Raw genomic sequence first — 21332 nt, forward strand, 5'->3', positions numbered from 1 at the left:
AGCTGCCAGCCCCCTGCCCGGTAACCCCGATAGCCATCTTCTACGGAAGGTGGCTTTTTTTTCGCCTGGCGCGCCCTCAGTTCTGGCCTAGGCTTTCCGGATACACGATGGCCGACGCATAATCAATGCGCTTCTCCGTGTCATCGGGCGGCAGGCCGTTCGCGGCATACTTGATACCGGCAGCCAACAAAGTCATGCTATGCCGCCCGAATGCCCCGACATCGACGTCGGGAAAAGTCATGCGGATGTCGCGCCGGTGATCACGCGGTTGATTGAATCTGGTCGATATCTTGCGGACAAACGACAGCGCCTCGCCATCAAGATACACACGGTAGATATTCGGGTCCTTCGTCACCACACACTTACGCCAATGCAAGAAAAACCAGCCGGTTGCCGGGCTGGGATCAAAGGCAACCGTTGCGCGCACATCGCACGCATTGCTGCTATACGCCAGATGTTGCGCCAAGCCCCCTCCCAGCGAATGGCCGACCAGGTCGATGGGCGCTTGCACACCTTCGTCCCTGTCCTTGGCTGCCTTGCAGACAGGCGAGGAGGTCGTCTTCGGCAACACGCGCACCAGCGCTTCGATCAGGCGGCCTCCTTCAATCCGAGCCTCGCCAAACTGAGGGTTGGCGCCTGCACCAAAATCGACGTTGCTGAAGTTGGCGATCCAGTCACTGCGCCACTCATACCTGGTATTTTCCGTACCACGAAAGGCCAGTACCGCCTCCAGCGGGCGGCCCGCCGCATCCAGCCTGATATAGGTCTCATATTGCAAGCCCTTGGCACCACGGCAAGGTTGTAGCGGGCGGCCTTGTCCCGCCGCTGGCTGCATGCCCAGTTGCTTGATCAATTGCTGGTTCAGCCGAAACCATCCATCGGGCAAGCCAGTGCGCAAGGGGGGCGCGTCCGTGGCAGTAACATAATCGCAGGCGTGCTCCTGGCGCTCCGACACGTCAAGATCACGCCGGTAAACTGCTTCGGCCATGTCGGCGTGCTTGGATATCTGGCGCAGCATGGCAAGCGCCTCACCGGTCGGCAGGGTCTTTTCCACAGCGCCGGCAGAAGTGTGCGCCGACTCATGGAGCGTTGGGAACTGTTTGCCCGTGCTCGCGCACGCAGCCAGGAAGAATGACGCGACGAGCAGCGCCGTACGTTTGATCATGTTCATCGTTTCTCCGTGGTCGTTAATGCGCTGAGCCCAAACCCGGACATTCCGTGCCTTGCCAGCGCAACAGACAGCCTGCAACATGGCGCCTCCAACAAAGTTAGCACATAAACAATTTCATACAAGTATTTATTAATTCATTTTGGAAATTCAATGAGATTATATCTTTTTAACAACACCCAGAAGGCAACACAAAGGAAAGATGGGAACGACCGTGAACGGCCACTTAGCTGCCCCGGCGATTGCCGGCCTGCACGTTTTGCTTTAGCATGGCCGCCATCGTCCTTCTTTCTCACGCCACCATCATGCCGCCACGCGCCTCTTCTTCCAAAACCACCATCATCGCCGGCATCCTGGCCGGCTTGCTGGCCGCCGGGCTCGGCGCTTTCTACCTGCACCAGCAGTCCGCGCCGCACGGTGATCATGCCCCGGCAGCGAGCAGCAACACGGCGGCGCAAGAACAGAACGCGCGCGCCGTCGATGCACTGATGGCGTTGCCGGAAATCAAGGCCTGGTCGGCGCATATCGAAAAGGCTTCGGGCGGCCGTGCGCACGGCGCCGTGATGGAGACGTCGCCGGAAACGCGCCTCGTCGATGGTGTCGCCTGTTATCAGCTGAGCTTTTTCGAAAACACGCCGGACGCGGCCCATCGCTGGGAAAGCTTTGTCGTCACGCCCGACGGCAAGCGCATCCTCGTCGACGACATCGTCACAGGTGAGCTGATCAGCCTGGAACAATGGCGCAAGGACAACGCGCCCATGCACCGCATCGCCACGCAGTAACCGCCCTACGCCGGCGCCCCCTGCGGCGCCGCGCCGCGCACGCGCGCCACCCACCACACCGTCCACAACGACAAACCCGCCGCCAGCCAGCCATTGACGCCATAGCCGCTGATGTAGCCGGCCGCGTCTGTCTGCAGGCTCAAGCCGCCCAGCCAGGCGCCCAGGCCGCTGCCCAGGCTTTGCAGGGATGAATTGGCGCTGAGGAAGGCACCCCGCTTGTGCGGTTCCGGTATCGTCGTCAAGAGCGCCTGCAGCGGTATCGTGCGGCCCGATACGAGGGCCATAAAGAACGGGAACGCCAGCATCAGCCCCAGCAGAGGCAGCTGGGGCAAGTGCGTCATGAACAGCAGCGGCGCGATCGACAGCAGGGCTACCCAGCGGTACACCTGCTGCTTGCCAGCCCGGTCCGCCCAGCGGCCGATCAGGCGCGCCGTGAAGATCGTGGCGCAGCCACCCGCCAGATACACCCAGGTGACGTCGGCCGGCGCCAGTCCCATATTGCCCACCAGCACGGGCGAAATGAAGGGGATGACCAGCATGCCCGCCGTCATGTTGACAATCGACAAGGCAAACGCTTCCAGGTGGCGCCGCTCCCGGAACAGCGCCAGCAGCTTCGGCAGCACCTGGCGCAGCGGCGTGGGGGCCGCGCCCATGTGCGCCGTCAGCGAGGGCAGCACGCGCGCCGCGCCCAGCCAGATCAGCAGCGACAGCACGACCAGCAGGAAAAACGGCGAAGGCCAGCCAAAGTGCGCGGCCAGCACCACGCCGATGGGCACGCCGCCCACGGCCGCCATGGCAAACGAGGTCATGACGATGCCCGTGGCCGCGCCACGCCGCCCGGAGGGAATCACGTCGCCGATGATGGCCATGACCATGGCGCCCAGCACTCCGCCCGTCAATCCTGCAAAGGCGCGCGACCACAGCAGCACATGAAAGTTCGGCGCCAGCGCACAAGCCAGGTTCGACACGGTGAACAGGCAAAACATCGTCAACAACAGCTTCTTGCGGTCGAAACGGTCGATATACGTGGCCGCCAGCAAGCCGGACAGGCCCGCGCACCAGGCGTAGGCCGAGACGGCGCCGGAGACAGCGGCAGGACCGATGCCGAAGGCCTGCATCAGCTGGGGCGCCAGCGGCATCATCACCATGAAATCCATGATGACGGTAAATTGCGTCAGTGCGAGCAGCCACAGCATCGCGCGCTCGCGGGCGGGCGTCAGCATGGGAACAGGTGCGGCCGTCATGCCAGCGCCTCGATATCGCTACGGGCCTGGCGCAGGATGGCGCGGATGGCGTCGAGGCGGCGGGCGTCCACATCGCCCGCGCGTGCGCGCGCCAGCACGGCCGCCTTCAGTTCGTGCATCAGGTGGCGCAGATCGTCGTCCGCGCCGGCCGGCGCATCGACCCTGGCGGCAATCGCGTCGACATACGCGCGGTTCGCTGCCAGGAAGGCCAGCCCTTCCGGCGTAATGCTGTGCAGTTTCTTGTTGCCATCGAGGCTGACGGCCACGTAACCGTGGCCCACCAGGCCATGCATCAGCGGATAGATGGCGCCGGGGCTGGGCGCATAGGCGCCGCCGGCGCGCTGGGCTATGGCTTTGATGATGTCGTAGCCGTGGCGCGGCTTGTCGGCGATCAATTGCAGCACCAGGTAGCGCAAGGTGCCCGCATCAAACATTTTCGGCCCGCGCGCGGCGGGGACAGGGTTGGCAACGCTGGCAGCGACGCCCGGCGCATCGCCCTGGCTATGGGCTGCCGCGCGCAGCGGGTGCGTGCCGCAAAGAAAAAGAGACATGGCATTCCTTAAGATATATCGCAATAAGATATATCTTATGTTTGAAGCCAGCGTAACGCAAGGTTTACTTTCTGGCATCGAAGCCCGATACTCGCCCACATGCCTGCCACCATAGTCCGCCCCCTCGCGCCAGACGACGCCAGCGCCTACCGCGCGCTGCGCCTGGCAGGCATCGCCGAACTGCCCGCTACCTTCTGCACCACGCACGCGGCGGAAAGCAGCTTGCCGCTGGCACAGATAGCCCAGCGCTTGCGCACCACTCCGCACCAAATAATATTTGGCGCTTTCGACAAGGAACAATTGATCGCCATTGCCGGCTTGCGCCGCGAACCGATCGCCGTCGTACATGACAAGGCCAGCCTGTGGGGCGTGTACGTGGCACCGCAGGCGCGCGGGCGCGGCGCGGGACGGCAACTGGTGCAGGCCGCCATCGCGCATGCCTGCGCCATTCCCGAGCTGGGCCGCGTGCGCCTGGCCGTGGCGCAGGACAACCATGCGGCGTTGACCCTGTACCTGGCTTACGGTTTTACCCTGCAGGACTGTCCCGCATCGAACGGCATGCTGCAAATGCAGCTGTTGCTGCCCCGACCCGCCCGTGCAAGTGCCGAAAGTAATGTCTTTATGAAAATCAATACCTTACAAATCCCTGCGAAATAGCGGACAGGCCGTTTTTTCTGTTGCAAGCAAACGCGGCAGGCCTTAGCATCGCGGCTTACAAAAAAAACTTGGGGAGAGCCAATGTCATCGGCCGAGACACAAACCGCCACGGGCAAAATGCCCCGGCAAATACCGTACATCATCGCCAACGAAGGCTGCGAACGCTTCAGCTTTTATGGCATGCGCAATATCCTGACACCATTCCTCATCAGCACCTTGCTGCTGATGATCCCGATCGACCAGCGCACGGGCGAAGCCAAGCACGTCTTCCATACCTTCGTCATCGGCGTGTATTTCTTCCCGCTGCTGGGCGGCTGGCTGGCCGACCGCTTCTTTGGCAAGTACAACACCATCTTCTGGCTCAGCCTCGTGTATTGCGCCGGCCATGCCTGCCTGGCGCTGTTTGAAAACAGCGTCAACGGCTTCTATTTCGGCCTGTTCCTGATCGCCTTCGGCTCCGGCGGCATCAAGCCGCTGGTGGCCTCGTTTGTCGGCGACCAGTTCGACCAGACCAACAAGCACAAGGCCAAGCTGGTCTTCGACCTGTTCTACTGGATCATCAACTTCGGCTCCTTCTTCGCCTCGCTGCTGATGCCGCTGTTCCTGAAGAAGTATGGTCCGTCGATCGCCTTCGGCATCCCCGGCCTGATGATGCTGGCCGCCACCCTCGTCTTCTGGATGGGCGCCAAGAAATACGTGCACGTGCCGCCGGCGCCGCCGAATCCCGATTCGTTCACCCGCGTCGCCCGCACGGCCCTGCTGGCGCGCGTCGATGGCGGTTCGCGTCCCGGCCTGTATGTGGCCTACGTCGGCGTGATCGGCGCCCTGTATGCGTTCTACAGCATTCCCGAATGGGGCTTCGTGATTTCAGCATGTACGGCCCTGGTATTGCTGCTGGCCTTCGGCAGCATCGGCACGGCCATGCAGCTGGAACGCGCACGCGGCATCCACCCTGACGAAGCCGTCGAAGGCGTGCGCGCCGTGTTGCGCATCCTCGTCATCTTCGCCCTCGTCACGCCCTTCTTCTCGCTGTTCGACCAGAAGGCTTCGACCTGGATCGTGCAAGCGAACACCATGGAAAAACCAAGCTGGTTCCTGCCGGCGCAGATGCAGGCGCTGAACCCGATGCTGGTGATGCTCCTGATCCCGTTCAACAACCTGGTGCTGTACCCGATGCTGAACCGCTTCGGCCTGGAAGCGACAGCCCTGCGCCGCATGACGGCCGGTATCGGCTTTTCCTCGCTGGCGTGGATCGTCATTGGCCTCTTGCAGCTGGCTCTCGACAGCGGTAACGCCGTCTCCATCATGTGGCAGATCCTGCCATACGCCCTGCTGACGTTCGGCGAAGTGCTGGTCTCGGCGACAGGACTGGAGTTTGCGTACAGCCAGGCGCCCGTCTCGATGAAGGGCGCCATCATGAGCTTCTGGAATCTGTCGACCACGGTGGGCAATCTGTGGGTGCTGATCGTCAATCGCAGCGTCATGAACGAAGGCGTGATCGGCAAGATCGCCGAAAGCGGCATCAGCGTGACGGCCTTCCAGATGTTCTTCTTCGCCGCCTTTGCCGCCGTCGCCATGCTGGCCTTCGGCCTGTATGCAAGGCGCTACAAGATGGTCGACAACTACCGCCAGGCGGCCATTCCGGCAAAAGCGTGATGCCAGTTTGATCTGCCGCAATGAAGAAGGGCGCCCTCGGGCGCCCTTTTTTTACGTCGTCACCGTCGGCGCGTCGCGCCCCGTACGCGCGCGGATCTGCGCCACTTTTTCCGCCACGGCGATCAGTCCCGCCAGCGCTTGCTGGGTCGGGATGTCATGCTGCGCGGGATCGGCTTCATAGCGCTCCAGGTACAGGCGCAGGGTGGCGCCCTCGGTGCCCGTGCCGGACAGGCGCAGCACGATGCGCGCGCCATCCGTCATGATGATGCGGATGCCCTGCTGCGTCGCCACGGAGCCGTCGACCGGATCCGTGTAGCTGAAATCGTCGGCCAGCGCCACCGTGCAGCCGCCCAGCGTCTGGCCCGGCAAGGCGGCCAGCTGGCCGCGCACGGCTTCCATCAGTTGCTGCGCGCTGGCGCTATCGATGTCTTCGTAATCATGGCGCGAATAATAATTGCGGCCATAGGCGGCCCAGTGCGCGCGCACGATGTCTTCCACCGATTGTTTTTTCTCTGCCAGCAGGTTGAGCCAGAACAGCACGGCCCACAGGCCATCCTTTTCGCGCACGTGGTTCGAGCCCGTGCCGTAGCTTTCTTCGCCGCACAAGGTGGCCATGCCGGCGTCGAGCAGGGTGCCGAAGAACTTCCAGCCCGTCGGCGTCTCGTAGCACGGGATGCCCAGCGCGCTAGCGACCCGGTCGGCCGCGCCGGAGGTGGGCATGGAGCGGGCGATGCCTGTCAAGCCGGCGCGGTAGCCGGGCGCCACGGTGGCGTTGGCGGCCAGGATGGCCAGACTGTCCGACGGCGTCACGTCGAAGCGGCGGCCGACGATCATGTTGCGGTCGCCGTCGCCATCCGACGCGGCGCCGAAGTCCGGAGCATCCTCCGCCGCCATGATGGCGATCAATTCCTGCGCGTTGACGGGATTCGGGTCCGGGTGGCCGCCGCCGAAGTCTTCCAGCGGCACGCCGTTGATGACGCTGCCTTTCGGCGCACCCAGCATGCCTTCCAGGATGGCCGTCGCATACGGACCAGAAACGGCGTGCATGCCGTCAAAGCAGAGGCGCAAGCCGCCCGCGAACAGGGCGCGGATGGCGTCGAAATCAAACAGCTGCTGCATCAGTTCCGCGTAGTCGGCAACGGAGTCGATCACTTCGACCGTCATTTGCTCGATGCGCACCGAACCCGGTTTGTCGAGGTCGATGTCGGCAGCGTCGCTGATGCGGTATTCGGTGATGGCTTGCGTGCGGGCGTAGATGGCTTCGGTGACCTTCTCGGGCGCCGGGCCACCATTGGCGATGTTGTATTTGATGCCGAAATCACCATCAGGGCCGCCCGGGTTATGGCTGGCCGACAAGATGAGGCCGCCGCTGGCGCCATGCTTGCGGATGACGCAGCTGACGGCCGGCGTCGACAGGATGCCGCCCTGCCCCAGCAGCACGCGCGCATAGCCATGCGCGGCCGCCATGCGCAGCACCGTCTGGATGGCCGCGCGGTTGTAAAAGCGGCCGTCGCCGCCCAGCACCAGGGTCTGGCCACGGCGGTCGCCGAGCGTGTCAAAAACACTCTGCACGAAGTTTTCCAGGTATTGCGGTGCGCTGAAGACAGCCACCTTCTTGCGCAAGCCTGACGTGCCGGGCCGCTGGCCGGCAATCGGCGCCGTATTGATAATTTGAATAGTCATCTTGCCTCCCTATCAACTTACGATGGTAACGCATGCCAGGCAAGCGGCAAAGCGTTGTACGTCTGCCACGGTGCGCCAAGCCGCTTAACGTTACATCCCTGCATCCAATATAATGAGAATCATTCTCATATGCGGCATTCCTGGCTGCGGACACATACATCGGACGCCGTGGTTGCACGCTATTATCAAGAACTGTTGAACTTTTGCTGGCGCAGCTTGCGCAACCGCGAGGCTGCTGCCGACCTGGTGCAGGAAAGCTATGCGCGCGTGCTGGGCGAAGCGGCCGTGCGCGAACCGCGCGCGCTGCTGTACCACACGGCGCGCAATCTGCTGATCGACCAGCACCGCCGCGCCGCCTTGCGCCAGCACGAGGAACTCGACGCCCTGCCGGAGGCCGCGCATCCGGCCGCACCGCGCCATTTGCAGCCGGAACAGGCGCTGGAAAGCAGCCAGGGCTGGCAAGCCTGCGTGGCCGCCATCGACGCCTTGCCGCCCCGCTGCCGCGACGCGTTTGTGCTGCACGTCTTCGAGGAATTGCCGCACGCGCAAATCGCCGCGCGCATGGGCATTTCCGTGAGCATGGTGGAAAAACATATCGCGCGGGGCATGCTCAGTTGCCAGGCGCAGTTGCGTTCTCTGCGGGAATGCGCATAATGCCGTCCATGAACGCCCACCCGCCTCGCCACGATTTCGGCCCTTCTGCCCAGGAGCAGGCGGACTTGCGCGAGTACGCCGACTTTGCCGCCACGCAAAATGGCGTGGCGCTGGCGGCCGCCACCTGGTTCAGTCGGCGCGGCAACCTTGATGCGCAGCAACAGGCCGAGTTTGCCGCCTGGCTGACGGCCGATGCGTTGCACGCGCAAGCGTATGCGCAACTGCGGGACACGCACCGCGCAGCGCGCACGATTCCCGCGCAGGTCGCTGCGCGCTGGACGATACCTCAGGCTGCGTCAGCCTCCTCTCCCCGCCGCCCGCTTCTGCGCTCCTTGCGCGCGCTGCCGTATGCGGCCGCCGCTATGCTGCTGCTGAGCGTGGGCGCGGGCGGCTACCAGTGGTGGCAGCAGCAAGCCGTGTTCAGCCAGTCGTATGCCACCATGCGCGGCCAGCGCCTGGCCGTTTCGCTGCCCGACGGCAGCAAGGTGCAGCTCGATACGGCCACGCAGCTGCACGTCACCCTGTATCGCCAGCGCCGCGAAGTGCGTCTGGCGCAGGGCGAAGCGCTGTTCCAGGTGCAATCGAAGCAGGGCCAGCCTTTCGATGTGTTAAGTGGTCCGTTGAAAGTGACGGTGGTGGGCACGCAGTTTTCCGTGCGCAATACCCTCAAGCACGACGGCAAGCTGCGCGTGGCCGTACAACATGGCCATGTGCGCGTGGCGGGCGCAGGGCAAGACCAGCTCGACCTGCGGGCCGGCCAGGGCGTCAGCGCCGACGCCGGCGGCCGCCTGTCCGAAGTTGTCAGCCTGGCGCCGGACAGCGTGGCGCCCTGGCGCGCAGGCAGAATCACCTTCGACAATGTGCCGCTGGGCGCGGCGCTGGCCGAATTCGAACGCTATGGCGACACGGGCCTGGTCGTGCGCGATCCAGCCGTGGCCAGCTTGCGCATCGGCGGCAGTTTCAGCCTCACCCAGCTCGGCCGCTTTGCCGCCGCCCTGCCGCAGCTGCTGCCCGTACACGTCGTACGCGATGGCGCCGTCAGCGAGATCCGCATGGCGGCAAAAATACCTGCGCAAGCCCCTGCGATGCGGCTGCCTGAAAAATAAATGCAAATAATTCGCATTCGCAGGTGAGGGTTTTATCCACTGCCGCGTCTACCAAGTTAATCGACAACAAATTAACCTGGAGAAATGCAACATGTGGTCCCCCCGCCTCAATCTGACACCCGCCCCCTTCGCCCTAGCCGCCATGCTGGCCCTGGGCAGCATCTCCCTGGCACAGGCGCAAACCTTGTCACCCGTCAAACTGTCCATCGCCGCCCAGCCGCTGGGGCAAGCCCTGAATGAACTGGCGCGGCAAGCCAATTTGCAACTGCTGTTTGCGCCGGAACTGGTGGCCGGCAAAACGGCGCCCGCCGTCAGCGGCACCCTCAGCGTGGCCGACAGCCTGGAGCGCCTGCTGGCCGGCAGCGGCCTGGCCGCCAGCATCGACGGCAGCAGCATCATCATCCGCCCCGCACCAGCCGCCACGGGCAAGGTGGCGACCCTGGCGGAAATCACCGTCAGCGCGCGTCAGGAGGCGGCGACCGATACCGAGCTGACCAAGTCGTATGCGGCGCAGGCGGTGAGCATCGGCAAGGGCCGGCAAAGCCTGCGCGAGATTCCCCAGTCCGTCTCCGTGCTGACGCGTCAGCAGCTGAACGACCAGAATTTGCTCAACCTGGACGACGCCATGCGCGGCATGACGGGCATCACCGTCGAAGCGAGCAGTACGGGCGGCAACCACGGCAATTTTTACTCGCGCGGCTATGCGCTCGATACCGTGCAGGTCGATGGCGTGATGACGCCGGCCAGCGGCGGCAACGACCTGTCGGCCGGCTTCGGCCTGGCCATCTATGACCGGGTGGAAGTGCTGCGCGGACCGGCCGGCCTGTTTCAGGGCGCGGGCGACCCTGGCGGCACCATCAACCTGGTGCGCAAGCGGGCGCGCGACACCTTCGCCGCCAGCGGCGTGCTCAGCGCGGGTTCATGGGACCGCTACTATGCGGAAGCGGACGTGACGGGCCCACTGAGCGCGGATGGCAAGGTGCGCGGCCGCCTGGTGGCCGCCTATGAACACCGGCGCTCCTTCGTCGACCACGTATATGCAGAAAAACCGCTGCTGTACGGCACCGTTGCCGTCGATGTCGCGCAGGGCACCGTGCTGACGGGCGGCGTCACCTACCAGGAATACAAGGGCCGTCCCGCCTTCGGCCTGCCCGCGTATGAAGACGGGCGCCTGCTCGACGTGCCCCGCTCCACCTACCTCGACCCGGCCTGGAACCACATCACGGAAAAGGTCACGGAATATTTTGCCGAACTCGATCACAAACTGGACAATGGCGGCCAATTCAAGGTGACCGCCCTGTCCCGCGAACAGGATGAGCCATCGCGCCATTTCGGCTGGTCCGATTGTTCGGCAGACCCTGTCACTGGCGACAGTTGCCTGGTCACCTGGAGCTACCGCAGCCACTGGAAGACGCAGGGAGTCGATGCTTACCTGGCCACGCCATTCCAGGCCTTCGGCCGCAGCCACGACCTGATCGTGGGCGCCGACTACCGCCAGGTGCACAAGAATTTCCGCTTCGGCGGCGGCAAGGACACCCCGATCAACATATTCCATCCGGATAACAATATCCCCCAACCCATCTACACTTTTACTGACGGCAACGACAACCGCACCAAACAGTTCGGCCTGTACGCGCGCACCCGCCTGCAGGCGACGGACCGGCTGGCCGTCAACCTCGGCGGACGCCTGACGCACCGGAACAACCATACCGTCAGCCGCAATACGTATTTCAACCAGTTAACCGACGTCAGCAACACCATCAAGGCCAAGTTCACGCCGTACGCAGGCCTGGTCTACGAGCTCAACAAACAGGTATCGGCCTACGGCAGCTACACGCGCATCTTCTCGCCCCAGACCAGCACGGACGCTGCCGGCCAAACCCTGAAACCGCGCACGGGCCAGCAATTCGAGCTGGGCCTGAAGGCGGAGCTATTCGACAAGAACGTCAACGCGCATGCGGCCCTGTTCCGCATGGAGGACGAGAACCGCGTCATGCCCGATCCGGCCAACCCGCTGTTTTCCATCGGCGCCGGCAAGATGCGCAGCCAGGGCATGGAAGCCGAACTGAGCGGCAGCCCCCTGCCTGGCTGGAACATCACGAGCGGCTATTCCTACACCAGCACGCGCACCCTCGAAGGCAGCGACGACCAGAAGGCCCAGCTGTTCACCTTCATCGCGCCACGCCACAATGTCAATGTGTGGACCAATTACCGGCTGGCCGGCGCGCTCGACAAGATCAGCGTGGGCGGCGGCTTGCGCAGCGTCAGCAGCATGTACCGCCTGAACGGGCCCGTGAAATTCGAGCAGGGCCCCGTCACCACGGTAGGCTTGCAGGCTGGCTACCGCCTCACTCCCAAGCTGGAGCTGTCGCTGACGGTGAACAACCTGTTCGACAAGAAATACTACACGCGCGTGTGGGCCGCCTATGGTTCCAACTTCTATGGCGAACCACGCAACGCCATGCTAACCCTGCGCGGCCAGCTGTAAACGCCCGCGCTTGCACGGCCGCCGCGTCAGTACGGTGGCCGTGCCCGTTTACAACATCGCACTCTTGCATGTCTCGCAACCCCGCACTATAATAAGAATAGTTCTCATTCACATTTGGATTCCGTTTGGAGTCCGCATCCCGCATGTCCCGCCTGCCATCGACCGGCCAGGACGGCATGGCTGGTGCGCAGCTGGATGACACGCTGCGCCAGCCAGGCATCCCCGCCAAGCAAGCCTTCCCATATCAATCACGAAAAAAGGTAGTTTCATGGCGCGAGCACCTTCGCTGGCCGGCGCTGCCGCCGCCACTTTCCAGTACTTTGCAGCGCTGCGATAACCACGTTTCTCACCACAAACTAAGGCATACACCATGCACATCACTTCCATCGCGCGCCTCGGCGCCCTCGCCACCGCCCTGCTGGGTACGGCCATCGCCTGCGGCAACGCCAGCGCGCACCAGATCTGGCTGCAGCAGGACGGCAAGGCGGCCAGCGTGTACTTCGGCGAGTTCGGCGACAACCTGCGCGAAGCGTCGCCCGGCCTGCTGGACAAGTTCAGCATCAAGAACGTGACATGGGTGTCGGCCAAGGGCGCGCAGTCGCTGCAGGCGAGCAAGACGGCCGGCGCGTTCATCCTGAATGGCAAGGCGGGCGCCGGCGAAAGCATCATCGTCGAGGAAGACAATTACCCGTCATGGGAAGAGAAGAAGGATGGCAAGGCCACGCGCACGGTGTGGATTCCGGCCGCGCGCCTGGTCGCCGACGGCAAGGCGCAAGCGCCCGCGCTGACCCTGGACCTGGTACCGACCGGCAAACCAGGCCAGTTCCAGGTCAGCTACCAGGGCAAGCCGCTGGCGCAAGCCAAGGTCAACGCCGTGGTGCAATCGGGCTGGGGCAAGGAAGCGTGGAGCGATGCGCAAGGTCTGGTCAGCTTCCCGCTGCCATGGAAGGGAAGCTATGTACTGGAAGTGCAGCACACGGACAAGACGCCCGGCCAGCGCGGTGCGCAAGCCTATGACAAGGCCATGTTCGTGACCACCCTGAGCCTGGTGCAGCCGCAAGGCGTGACACCGCTGCCGGCCGGCCCGGCCCTGCCGCCCAGCAAGGATCACGACTGACCATGCAAGCGCCAGCCACCACTGAAAAAATGCCGCGTCTGCGGCTCTCCGCCGGCGCGGTCTACCGCCTAGGCGTGGCTTCGCGCAGCGTGGCGGCCATCGTTGGAGGCTACGTGCTGGCCGCGCTGGTCACCATGCTGCTGTCGGTGAGCCTGCCCATGGCCCGCTCCGAAGCCGTCATGACAGCCACCCTGCTGTCGTTTGCCATCTATACCTGCGCCGTGATGTGGGTCTTCGCCACGCGCAGCGCCCTGCGCGCCTGGCTGGGCCTGGCGATCCCCGCCGCCGTCATCGCCGCCATCCTGCAGTCGATGGACGCACTATCCTGGAGTCTCGCATGAAAGAAGGTTTCCGCCAGTCGATGGCATGGCTGCACACCTGGTCCGGCCTGCTCGTCTGCTGGATCTTGCTGCTGGTGTTTTGCGCCGGCACGGCCAGTTACTACCGCAATGAAATCACCCTGTGGATGCAGCCCGAGCTGCACGGCGCCGCCGCCAGCCAGGTGAGCACCGAGGAAGCGGCCAGCGTCGCGCAAAAAGCGATGGAAGAGCGGGCCACGGGCGCCACGCGCTGGTTCATTAGCCTGCCCGGCGAGCGCAATCCCGCCACGCAGCTGGGCTGGAGCAAGCCGTCGCAACCCGGAGAAAAGAAACGCGGACGGCGCGGCAATTTTCATAGCGAAAAAGCCGACCCGGCCACGGGCGAGGTGCTGTCGAAGCCGCGCGAGACGCGGGGCGGCGAATTCCTCTACCGCCTGCACTTCGACCTGCACTACATGTCCGCCATCTGGGGCCGCTGGATCGTGGGTTTCTGCGCCATGTTCATGTTCGTCTCCATCATCAGCGGCATCGTCACGCACAAGCGCATCTTCAAGGACCTGTTTACCTTCCGGCCAAAAAAGGGCCAGCGCTCGTGGCTCGACGCACACAATGTGACGGCCGTGCTGGCCCTGCCCTACCACATCATGATTACCTACACGGGACTGGTCACCTTGATGTTCCTGTATATGCCGTCCGGCGCCACGGCCGCCTACAAGGGCGACCAGGACGCCTTCTTTGCCGAAGCGTTTCCCGGTCGCTCGGGCGACAGCAAGCCGGCCGGCGTGGCCGCGCCACTGACGTCGCTGGCGCCCCTCGTGCGCCAGGCGGAACAGCACTGGGGCGGCGGCAAGGTCGAACGCATCTCGGTCAACCACCCGGGCGACGCCAACGCCACCATTTCGCTGACGCGCGCTGGCGGACGCGACATGTCGTCGAAGCAGCCGTCGATGGAATTCGATGGCGTTTCCGGCAAACTGCTGTCGGCCGATGGCGACGCGCAGCCCGGCGCGGCCGCCACGCAAGGCGTGATGGTCGGCCTGCACGTCGCGCATTTCGGCGGACCGCTGCTGCGCGCCCTGTTCTTCCTCTCCGGCCTGGCCGGCTGCGCCATGGTCGCCACGGGCGCCCTGCTGTGGGCCGTCAAGACGCGCCAGAAGCAGGCCAAGGCGCTGGCCGCCGGCAAGCGCGCCAGCTTCGGCCTGCGCCTGGTCGAGGCGCTCAACATCGGCGCCATCGCCGGCATTCCGATCGCCTTCGGCGCCTACTTCTGGGCCAACCGCCTGCTGTCGGTGACGATGGAAGACCGGCCGAAAGAGGAAATCGCCTGCTTCTTCGGCGCCTGGGCCCTGGCCGCCATCATCGCCCAGCTGCGCCCGTCGCGCGCGATGTGGCGCATGCAGCTGGCCGTCGGCGCCTTCCTGCTGGCATCGCTGCCCGTGCTGAACGTCTTTACCACCGGCTCGCACCTGGGCGTGACCCTGTTCCTGGGTCGCGGCCCCGTGGCGGTGGCCGCCTTCGACCTGGTGGTGCTGGTGCTGGGCCTGGGCCTCGCGTATGCGGCGTTCAAATTGAAACCGCTGCCCGTGAAGGCATCGAAGGCGCAAAAAGCAACGGACACGGCCAAGCCGGCAACGACGATGGAGGCCGCATGATGGAGCTGTTAGCCAATTTCCTTGTCTTTGCCCTGTGCTATGCAGGCCTGTCTTCCCTGTGCCTGGCGATGGACCGCCACTATGCCGACCTGCACGGGCGCGGCGCCGAACCGCCTGCGCCGCTGCGCCGCCGCCTGCAGTGGGCCGGCTGGCTGGCGCTGGTGGCCGGTCTGGCCTGGGCCATGCACATCGCCGGCGGCGGCTACGGCCTCGTCTACTGGGTCGGCAGCCTGACGGGCTGCGGCTTGCTGCTGATCTGGCTGCTGCCCTATGCGCCCCACCAGGCCATGCGCCTGGCGCGCATGATCGGCGTGGCGGCCGTGCTGGCCGCCATCGCGCTGGCCATGCTATAGATATCGTGGCCATGCCAGGCAGTCCGTTCGTGCCCTCCCCCCTGCTGCCCACGCAGCTGGAAAGCCATTACCGCGCACACCACGGCTGGCTGGCGCACTGGCTGCAGCGGCGCCTGGGCAATGCTGCCGAGGCAGCCGACCTGATGCAGGACACCTTCGCGCGCCTGCTGGCCGGCCCGTCGGCGCAGCCGCAAACGCCGGCCCTGCGCGCGCCGAAAGCCTATCTGGCGACAATCGCCAAACACTTGCTGATCAACCACTTGCGCCGCCAGTCGCTGGAACGCGCGTGGCTGGCCGCGCTCGCTGCCCTGCCCGAACGCCATATGCCATCGACCGAGCAGCACGCGGAAATCCTGCAGGCACTGCAAGCGGTCGATGCCATGCTCGATGGCTTGAAACCGAAGGTGCGCGCCGTCTTCATCATGGCGCAGATCGAAGGCCATGCGTACGCGGACATCGCCGCGCAGCTGGGCATCGGCGAGCGCTCCGTGAAGCGCTACATGGCCGAGGCCCTGACCGAATGCGTGCTGCTGGCGCCGGACCTGCTGCCATGAGCGCGGCCGCTCCACCATCTCCGCTGTCGCGCAAGGTGGCGCGCCAGGCCGTCGAATGGTATTTGCTGGAACAGTCGGGCCAGGCTACGCCGGATGACCTGGCGGCGTCGGCCCAATGGCGCGCACTCGACCCGGAACACGCGCGCGCCTGGCACAGGGTGCAGCAGGTAAGCCAGACGGCGAATCTGCTGCCGCCGGATCTGGCCGTGCCCGTGCTGCGCCGGCCGCAGCGCCGCGTGGCCGTGCAGGTGCTGCTGGCGCTGATGGCGGCGCCCGCCGCCTGGCTGCTGGTGCGCCACGAGATGCTGGCCGATTACCGCAGCGGCGTGGGCGAACGGCGCGAAGTATCCTTGCCCGATGGCGGCACCCTGGTGCTCAACACGGACAGCGCCGTCGATGTGGCGTATGGCGCCGCCGAACGCCGGCTGACCTTGCGCCGCGGCGAAGTGCTGGTGCAGACGCGCCCCGACCACGCGGGCAGCCGACCTTTCATCGTCGCCACTTGCCATGGCCGCATCCGCGCGCTGGGCACGCGCTTCACCGTGCGCGTCGACGACAACAGCAGCCGCGTGACGGTGCTTGAACACGCCGTGGAAATCACGCCGCGCGCGCCCTCGGCCACCGTGCGCACGGTAACAAAGGGCCAGCAAAGCCGCTTCGACGCCAGCCACGCCGGCCTGCCCACGCCGGCGCCGCCGCAAGCCCATGCGTGGGCGCACGGCATGCTGGCGGCGCAGGACATGCGCCTCGACGCCTTCGCCGCAGAATTGTCACGCTATCGCCCCGGCCTGCTACGCGTGGAGCCGCAAGTGGCGGGCTTGCGCCTGTCAGGCGCCTTCCAGCTCGATGACACGGACGCCGTGCTGGAAAGCCTGACGCGCATGCTGCCCGTCGACCTGCTGTACCGCACCCCGTACTGGGTCACCCTCACGGCCCGCAAAAAATAGTTTATAAAAGTTGGCCCTTTTTTTCACCATGGCCTGTCCTGTGAGTATTGCAACGACATTTTGCAACGACACTCCACCAGAAAGGCCTGACCATGCACCCACCCCGTTTGACTCCCCTCGCGCGCGCCATCGGCAGCGCTGTGATCCTGCTGTCGCTGGCGCAGGCGCCGGCCATGGCGGCCGATGCCACCGCACCGGCCGCCGCGCAAACGGCCTTCACCGTTCCGGCGGGCGAGCTGTCCGCCGCCATCACCAGCTTTGCCATCGAGGCCAAGGTAAGCGTGGGCGCGGCGGCCGAACTGCTGCAAGGCGTGCGAACGCCAGGCGTGAGCGGCAGCTACACGGTGCCGCAGGCACTAGCGCGCCTGCTGGCGGGCACGGGCCTGGAAGCGCTGCCCAGCGGGGAACGCAGCTACGTGCTGCGCAAGGCCGGCACTGCATCGCCCGCCGCGCCGATCGCCGCCACCCTGGACGAAGTGGCCGTCAGCTCCAGCGCCCTGCGCGACGGCACCACGGAAGGCAAGCGGAGCTACGCGGGCCTGACCAGCGCCACGCGCCTGAACCTGTCGCTGCGCGAAACGCCGCAAGCCGTAAGCGTCATCACGCGCCAGCAGATCGAAGACCAGGGCTTGCGCACGTTGCAGGATGTGCTGCTGCAGGCGCCCGGCATCACGGTCGACCATTCCTCGAGCACGCGCGAATACGACCAGGTGTTTTCACGCGGCTTCGAAGTGACCTCGTATATGTTCGACGGCATCCCGACCAGCAAGAACCTGGAAGCGCGCACCTACGACATGGCCATCTACGACCGCGTCGAGATCATCCGCGGCGCGACGGGCCTGATCAGCGGCACGGGCAGCCCGTCGGCCGCCATCAACCTGGTGCGCAAGCGTCCGGGCCGCAGCTTTGCCGCCACGGCCGGCGCGCAGCTGGGATCATGGGACCGCTACCGCATCGAAGGCGATGTCTCGACGCCCTTGACGGCGGACGGCAAGGTACGTGCGCGCCTCGTCGCAGCGCATGAAGACCAGCGCTCGTTCATCGACCGCTACCAGCAGAAAAAGGATGTGCTGTATGCGATCGTCGAAGCGGACCTGTCGCCCTCCACGGTGCTCAGCGCCGGCGTCAACTACCAGAAGGAAAAGCTCAAGGGCGCAGGACGCGACTTTCCCATGTTCTATGCCGACGGCTCGCAGACCAGTTTTCCCCGCTCGATGAACGGCACCACGGCGTGGAGCACGTATGACCGCGAACAGAGCATGCTGTTCGCCACGCTCGACCACTATTTCGACAACGACTGGATCGCCAAGGTGGCCGTCAGCCGCAGCAGCAACCAGTACGACGCCTTGCAGGGCTTTTCCGGCAATGGCTACCCGGACCGCGTGACGGGTGGCGGCATGAAACTGTGGCTGGCCAACTGGCACAGCAAGCCGCAACAGACCTCGCTCGACGCCTATGTCAGCGGCCCGTTCCAGGCCTTCGGCCGCAAGCACGAACTGGTGCTGGGCGTGAGCGCCTCGGAACTCAAGACGAACAGCCCCATTTATCCGGGCTGGCGCCTCGATGGCTATGACTATACGGTGCCCGATATCCATGCCTGGAATGGCGCCATGCCGGTACCCGACTACAGCGGCACGCGCCAGGGCAGTTCGTACGACAAGGAACAGGAAAGCGGCCTGTATTCGACCCTGCGCCTGCGTCCGACGGACGCGCTGTCGGTGATCCTCGGCGCGCGCCTGTCGTATTGGAAGCGCGACATCCGCAGCGATTATGTCAACGGCACGAACCTGTACGACGCCATGCGCGAAAACGGCAAGATCACGCCGTATGCGGGCCTCGTCTATGACCTGGGCCAGCACTGGTCGGCCTACGCCAGCTACACCAGCATCTTCACGCCGCAAAGCCAGCGCGACGTCAACAGCCGCTTCCTGGCGCCGCTGGAAGGCAAGAACTACGAAGTGGGCGCGAAGGGCGAATTCTTCGGCGGCAAGCTCACCACCAGCGCCGCCCTCTTCCAGCTGAAGCAGGAAAACCTGGCCGAAGCCGATCCGGGCAATGTCTGGATCATCGGCACGGGCGGCGGCTCCTACGCCTACCACACCGTCAAGGGCGCCACCACGCGCGGCTTCGAGGCGGAAGTATCGGGCCAGCTGCGTCCCGACTGGCAACTGACGGCCAGCTATGCTTACAGCCGCATCCGCAATGCCGCCGGCGCACGCATCCAGACCAACCAGCCGCAAAACATGGCCAAGCTGTGGACCACCTGGCGCCTGGCGCAAGGCCTGCCGGGTCTGGTGCTGGGCGGTGGCGTGAACTGGCAGAGCGATATCTACATGGATGACCGCGGACCGCATGGCGAACGCTTCACGCAGAAGGCCTATGCCGTGGCGGGCCTGATGGCGCAGTATCAGCTCAGTCCACAACTGCTGGCGACCCTGAACGTCAACAATGTCTTCGACAAGCAGTACTACTCGACGGGCATGGGTGGCTACTATGGCGATCCGCGCAACGCCATGCTGTCGCTGCGCTATCAGTTCTGAATCGCTTCACTGTTATTGAGCAGCGCCTCGATGCCCTCGGGCGCCATGGCGCGGCCGAGAAAATAGCCAAATGCCTCGTCGCACCCCATCTCGGCCAGCAGTTCCAGCTGCTCGCCGCTTTCCACGCCGCCGGCGATGGTGCGCAGTCCGAGCGTGCGCGCCATCGCCACGATGGCGCGCACCATGGCGCCGTCGCCGCCCGGCTTGCCCACGTCGTCGACGAAACACTTTTCGATCTTCACGGCATCCGTGGGGAAGCGTTTCAGGTAGTGCAGCGAAGCGTCGCCCGTGCCGAAATCGCTGACGGCAATCGCCATGCCCAGCTGGCGGAACTGGCGCAATATCAGCTCGCAGTTCTGGTTGCGGTCGATCAGGATGCCGGCGGCGATTTCCAGCTCGATGCAGTGGCCCGGCACGCCGGCCGCCTCCAGCGCGGCGGCGAAATTGCGCGCGATATCGCGCTGGTAGAACTGACGCGCCGACAGGCTGACGGACACCGTCAGCATCTGCCCCTGCGCGATCCAGCTGCGCGCCTGTTCCACCGCCGTGGCCATCACCCAGGCCCCCACCGGCAGGATCATGGCGCTTTCTTCCAGCACCGGCAAGAAATCGAGCGGCATCATCAGGCCCAGTTCCGGGTGCTTCCAGCGCAGCAGCGCCTTGACGCCCGTGATCGTGCGCGTCTTCAAGTCCATGCGCGGCTGGTAGAACAGGGCGAACTCGTTGCGTTCGAGCGCATGGCGCAGGGCCGTCTCGAGGATGGTGCGCGAATACGACTGTGTCTGCATGCGCGGCGCGTAGCGCAGGCAGGTGCCAGGCGCGTGGCGCTTGGCCGAGTACATGGCCAGGTCGGCCTTTTCGATCAGCGCATTGACGTCGTCGTCGTCCGGGTACAGGGCCACGCCCACGCTGGCCGCCACCGACAGGCTGTATTCGCCGATGACGAAGGGGGCGGCGATGGCGCCGACGATTTTCTCGGCCACCCGCTCCGCATCGTGCGCCGTGCGCAATTCCGTCAGCAGGATGATGAATTCGTCGCCGCCCTGGCGCGCCACCGTGTCGACCTTGCGCACGCACTGCTGCACCCGGCGCGCGAACTCCGTCAGCACCTGGTCGCCCACGTCGTGCCCCAGGCTGTCGTTGATGGATTTGAAGCGGTCGATGTCGACGAACAGTACGGCCAGCAAAGCCTGGTGGCGGCGCGCGTAGGCGATGCCGTGCTCGAAGCGGATCTGGAAATGCAGGCGGTTCGGCAGCCCCGTCAAGCCGTCGTGGTGGGCGATGAATTCCAGCTGCTGCTCGGCGCGCCGGCGCGCCGACACATCGTGCAGCAGCAGCACCGCGCCGTCCTGCGCCAGCGGCGCGCAGCTGTACTGCACGTCGATGCGCTTGCCATCGAGATGGCGCAGCAGCACGGCGCCGCGCACCACCTCCAGCACTTCCTGGCGCGCCACGCAGTCGCGCACCTGGCGCGCCGCATCGATGGGCGTACCGTCATGGAACAGCGGCAGCAGCTGCGTCACGGGCTGGCCCAGGCCATCGTCGCCCAGCCGCTCGCCCATGGCGCTGGCACGGGGATTCAGGTAGCGCACCACGCCATCGCGGTCGGTGCCGATGACGGCCGCCGGCAACGCATGCAGCAGCGCCAGCGCATCGGCCATACGCTGCGCCTGCGCCGCCTGCAGCACCACGCCCGTCGCATGGCGAAGGCGCCACGTGCGCGCCGCCTGCCACTGGCAGGCCAGCAGCAAGCTCAGCATCACGGCCAGGGTCAGGCACAGCGCCAGCAGCAGCACCGTCATGCGTCACCCGGCAGGCGGAAAGTGAGAAACATGGTTTTCCTTTGCAACGCGCGCCATG

Annotated in this window: 18 protein-coding genes; 13 read left to right on the forward strand and 5 right to left on the reverse strand. The window is 65.1% G+C overall.

Going from position 1 to position 21332, the window contains the following annotated elements; translation table 11 throughout:
• Nucleotides 1-76: 76 nt before the first annotated feature.
• Nucleotides 77-1171: an alpha/beta hydrolase family protein gene (locus ACQ4WY_RS09270; RefSeq protein WP_436503725.1), complete on the reverse strand. Its 1095-nt coding sequence runs from the start codon at nucleotides 1169-1171 to the stop codon at nucleotides 77-79.
• A gap of 266 nt (nucleotides 1172-1437) precedes the next feature.
• Here ACQ4WY_RS09270 and ACQ4WY_RS09275 point away from each other — a divergent pair, with 266 nt between their 5' ends.
• Nucleotides 1438-1950, forward strand: a complete 513-nt coding sequence (locus ACQ4WY_RS09275) for a hypothetical protein (protein WP_436503726.1) — start codon at nucleotides 1438-1440, stop codon at nucleotides 1948-1950.
• A 5-nt stretch (nucleotides 1951-1955) separates the two neighbouring features.
• On the opposite strand, the gene ACQ4WY_RS09280 is transcribed toward ACQ4WY_RS09275, so the two are convergent.
• Both ACQ4WY_RS09280 and ACQ4WY_RS09285 read right to left on the reverse strand, forming a co-directional pair.
• A complete protein-coding gene (locus ACQ4WY_RS09280) occupies nucleotides 1956-3194 on the reverse strand; it encodes an MFS transporter (protein WP_436503727.1) in 1239 nt (412 codons plus the stop codon).
• On the reverse strand, nucleotides 3191-3745 hold the full coding sequence (locus tag ACQ4WY_RS09285) for a PadR family transcriptional regulator (RefSeq protein WP_436503728.1): 555 nt from the start codon (nucleotides 3743-3745) through the stop codon (nucleotides 3191-3193). The genes ACQ4WY_RS09280 and ACQ4WY_RS09285 overlap by 4 nt, the downstream gene beginning before the upstream one ends.
• A gap of 99 nt (nucleotides 3746-3844) precedes the next feature.
• Here ACQ4WY_RS09285 and ACQ4WY_RS09290 point away from each other — a divergent pair, with 99 nt between their 5' ends.
• Entirely contained in the window at nucleotides 3845-4402 is a 558-nt protein-coding gene (locus ACQ4WY_RS09290; protein ID WP_436503730.1) for a GNAT family N-acetyltransferase, read from the forward strand.
• An 81-nt stretch (nucleotides 4403-4483) separates the two neighbouring features.
• The gene (locus ACQ4WY_RS09295) at nucleotides 4484-6058 is read left to right on the forward strand and encodes a POT-type proton-dependent oligopeptide transporter (RefSeq protein WP_436503732.1); all 1575 of its coding nucleotides are present in this window, start codon (nucleotides 4484-4486) and stop codon (nucleotides 6056-6058) included.
• 51 nt (nucleotides 6059-6109) lie between these two features.
• Here the strand turns inward: ACQ4WY_RS09295 and ACQ4WY_RS09300 are convergent, their stop codons facing one another.
• Nucleotides 6110-7741 (reverse strand): alpha-D-glucose phosphate-specific phosphoglucomutase, encoded by a 1632-nt coding sequence (locus ACQ4WY_RS09300; protein ID WP_436503733.1) that lies wholly within the window; start codon nucleotides 7739-7741, stop codon nucleotides 6110-6112.
• A gap of 168 nt (nucleotides 7742-7909) precedes the next feature.
• On the opposite strand from ACQ4WY_RS09300, the gene ACQ4WY_RS09305 reads away from it, so the two are divergent.
• The 10 genes from ACQ4WY_RS09305 to ACQ4WY_RS09350 all read left to right on the forward strand — a co-directional run bounded on the left by ACQ4WY_RS09305 (nucleotide 7910) and on the right by ACQ4WY_RS09350 (nucleotide 19472).
• Entirely contained in the window at nucleotides 7910-8395 is a 486-nt protein-coding gene (locus ACQ4WY_RS09305) for a sigma-70 family RNA polymerase sigma factor (RefSeq protein WP_436503734.1), read from the forward strand.
• Nucleotides 8395-9501, forward strand: coding sequence for a FecR family protein (locus tag ACQ4WY_RS09310; protein ID WP_436503735.1), 1107 nt, complete (start codon nucleotides 8395-8397; stop codon nucleotides 9499-9501). The genes ACQ4WY_RS09305 and ACQ4WY_RS09310 overlap by 1 nt, the downstream gene beginning before the upstream one ends.
• A 91-nt stretch (nucleotides 9502-9592) precedes the next feature.
• The gene (locus ACQ4WY_RS09315; RefSeq protein WP_436503737.1) at nucleotides 9593-11989 is read left to right on the forward strand and encodes a TonB-dependent siderophore receptor; all 2397 of its coding nucleotides are present in this window, start codon (nucleotides 9593-9595) and stop codon (nucleotides 11987-11989) included.
• 370 nt (nucleotides 11990-12359) lie between these two features.
• Nucleotides 12360-13106: a DUF4198 domain-containing protein gene (locus ACQ4WY_RS09320; protein WP_436503738.1), complete on the forward strand. Its 747-nt coding sequence runs from the start codon at nucleotides 12360-12362 to the stop codon at nucleotides 13104-13106.
• A gap of 2 nt (nucleotides 13107-13108) precedes the next feature.
• On the forward strand, nucleotides 13109-13447 hold the full coding sequence (locus ACQ4WY_RS09325) for a DUF3649 domain-containing protein (protein WP_436503739.1): 339 nt from the start codon (nucleotides 13109-13111) through the stop codon (nucleotides 13445-13447).
• Nucleotides 13444-15078 (forward strand): PepSY-associated TM helix domain-containing protein, encoded by a 1635-nt coding sequence (locus ACQ4WY_RS09330; protein ID WP_436503740.1) that lies wholly within the window; start codon nucleotides 13444-13446, stop codon nucleotides 15076-15078. Before ACQ4WY_RS09325 ends, ACQ4WY_RS09330 begins: the two co-directional genes overlap by 4 nt.
• Nucleotides 15075-15431: a DUF3325 domain-containing protein gene (locus ACQ4WY_RS09335; protein ID WP_436503741.1), complete on the forward strand. Its 357-nt coding sequence runs from the start codon at nucleotides 15075-15077 to the stop codon at nucleotides 15429-15431. The genes ACQ4WY_RS09330 and ACQ4WY_RS09335 overlap by 4 nt, the downstream gene beginning before the upstream one ends.
• 11 nt (nucleotides 15432-15442) lie before the next feature.
• Nucleotides 15443-15985: a sigma-70 family RNA polymerase sigma factor gene (locus ACQ4WY_RS09340; RefSeq protein WP_436503742.1), complete on the forward strand. Its 543-nt coding sequence runs from the start codon at nucleotides 15443-15445 to the stop codon at nucleotides 15983-15985.
• Entirely contained in the window at nucleotides 15982-16932 is a 951-nt protein-coding gene (locus tag ACQ4WY_RS09345) for a FecR domain-containing protein (RefSeq protein WP_436503743.1), read from the forward strand. The genes ACQ4WY_RS09340 and ACQ4WY_RS09345 overlap by 4 nt, the downstream gene beginning before the upstream one ends.
• A gap of 92 nt (nucleotides 16933-17024) precedes the next feature.
• Entirely contained in the window at nucleotides 17025-19472 is a 2448-nt protein-coding gene (locus tag ACQ4WY_RS09350; RefSeq protein WP_436503744.1) for a TonB-dependent siderophore receptor, read from the forward strand.
• Here the strand turns inward: ACQ4WY_RS09350 and ACQ4WY_RS09355 are convergent.
• On the reverse strand, nucleotides 19463-21274 hold the full coding sequence (locus tag ACQ4WY_RS09355; RefSeq protein WP_436503745.1) for a putative bifunctional diguanylate cyclase/phosphodiesterase: 1812 nt from the start codon (nucleotides 21272-21274) through the stop codon (nucleotides 19463-19465). The two genes, ACQ4WY_RS09350 and ACQ4WY_RS09355, sit on opposite strands and share 10 nt — an antisense overlap.
• Nucleotides 21275-21332: the final 58 nt, after the last annotated feature.

It is taken from the genome of Janthinobacterium salmonicoloratum, from assembly GCF_051380845.1.
In the GTDB taxonomy this organism is placed as follows: domain Bacteria; phylum Pseudomonadota; class Gammaproteobacteria; order Burkholderiales; family Burkholderiaceae_D; genus Janthinobacterium; species Janthinobacterium lividum_F.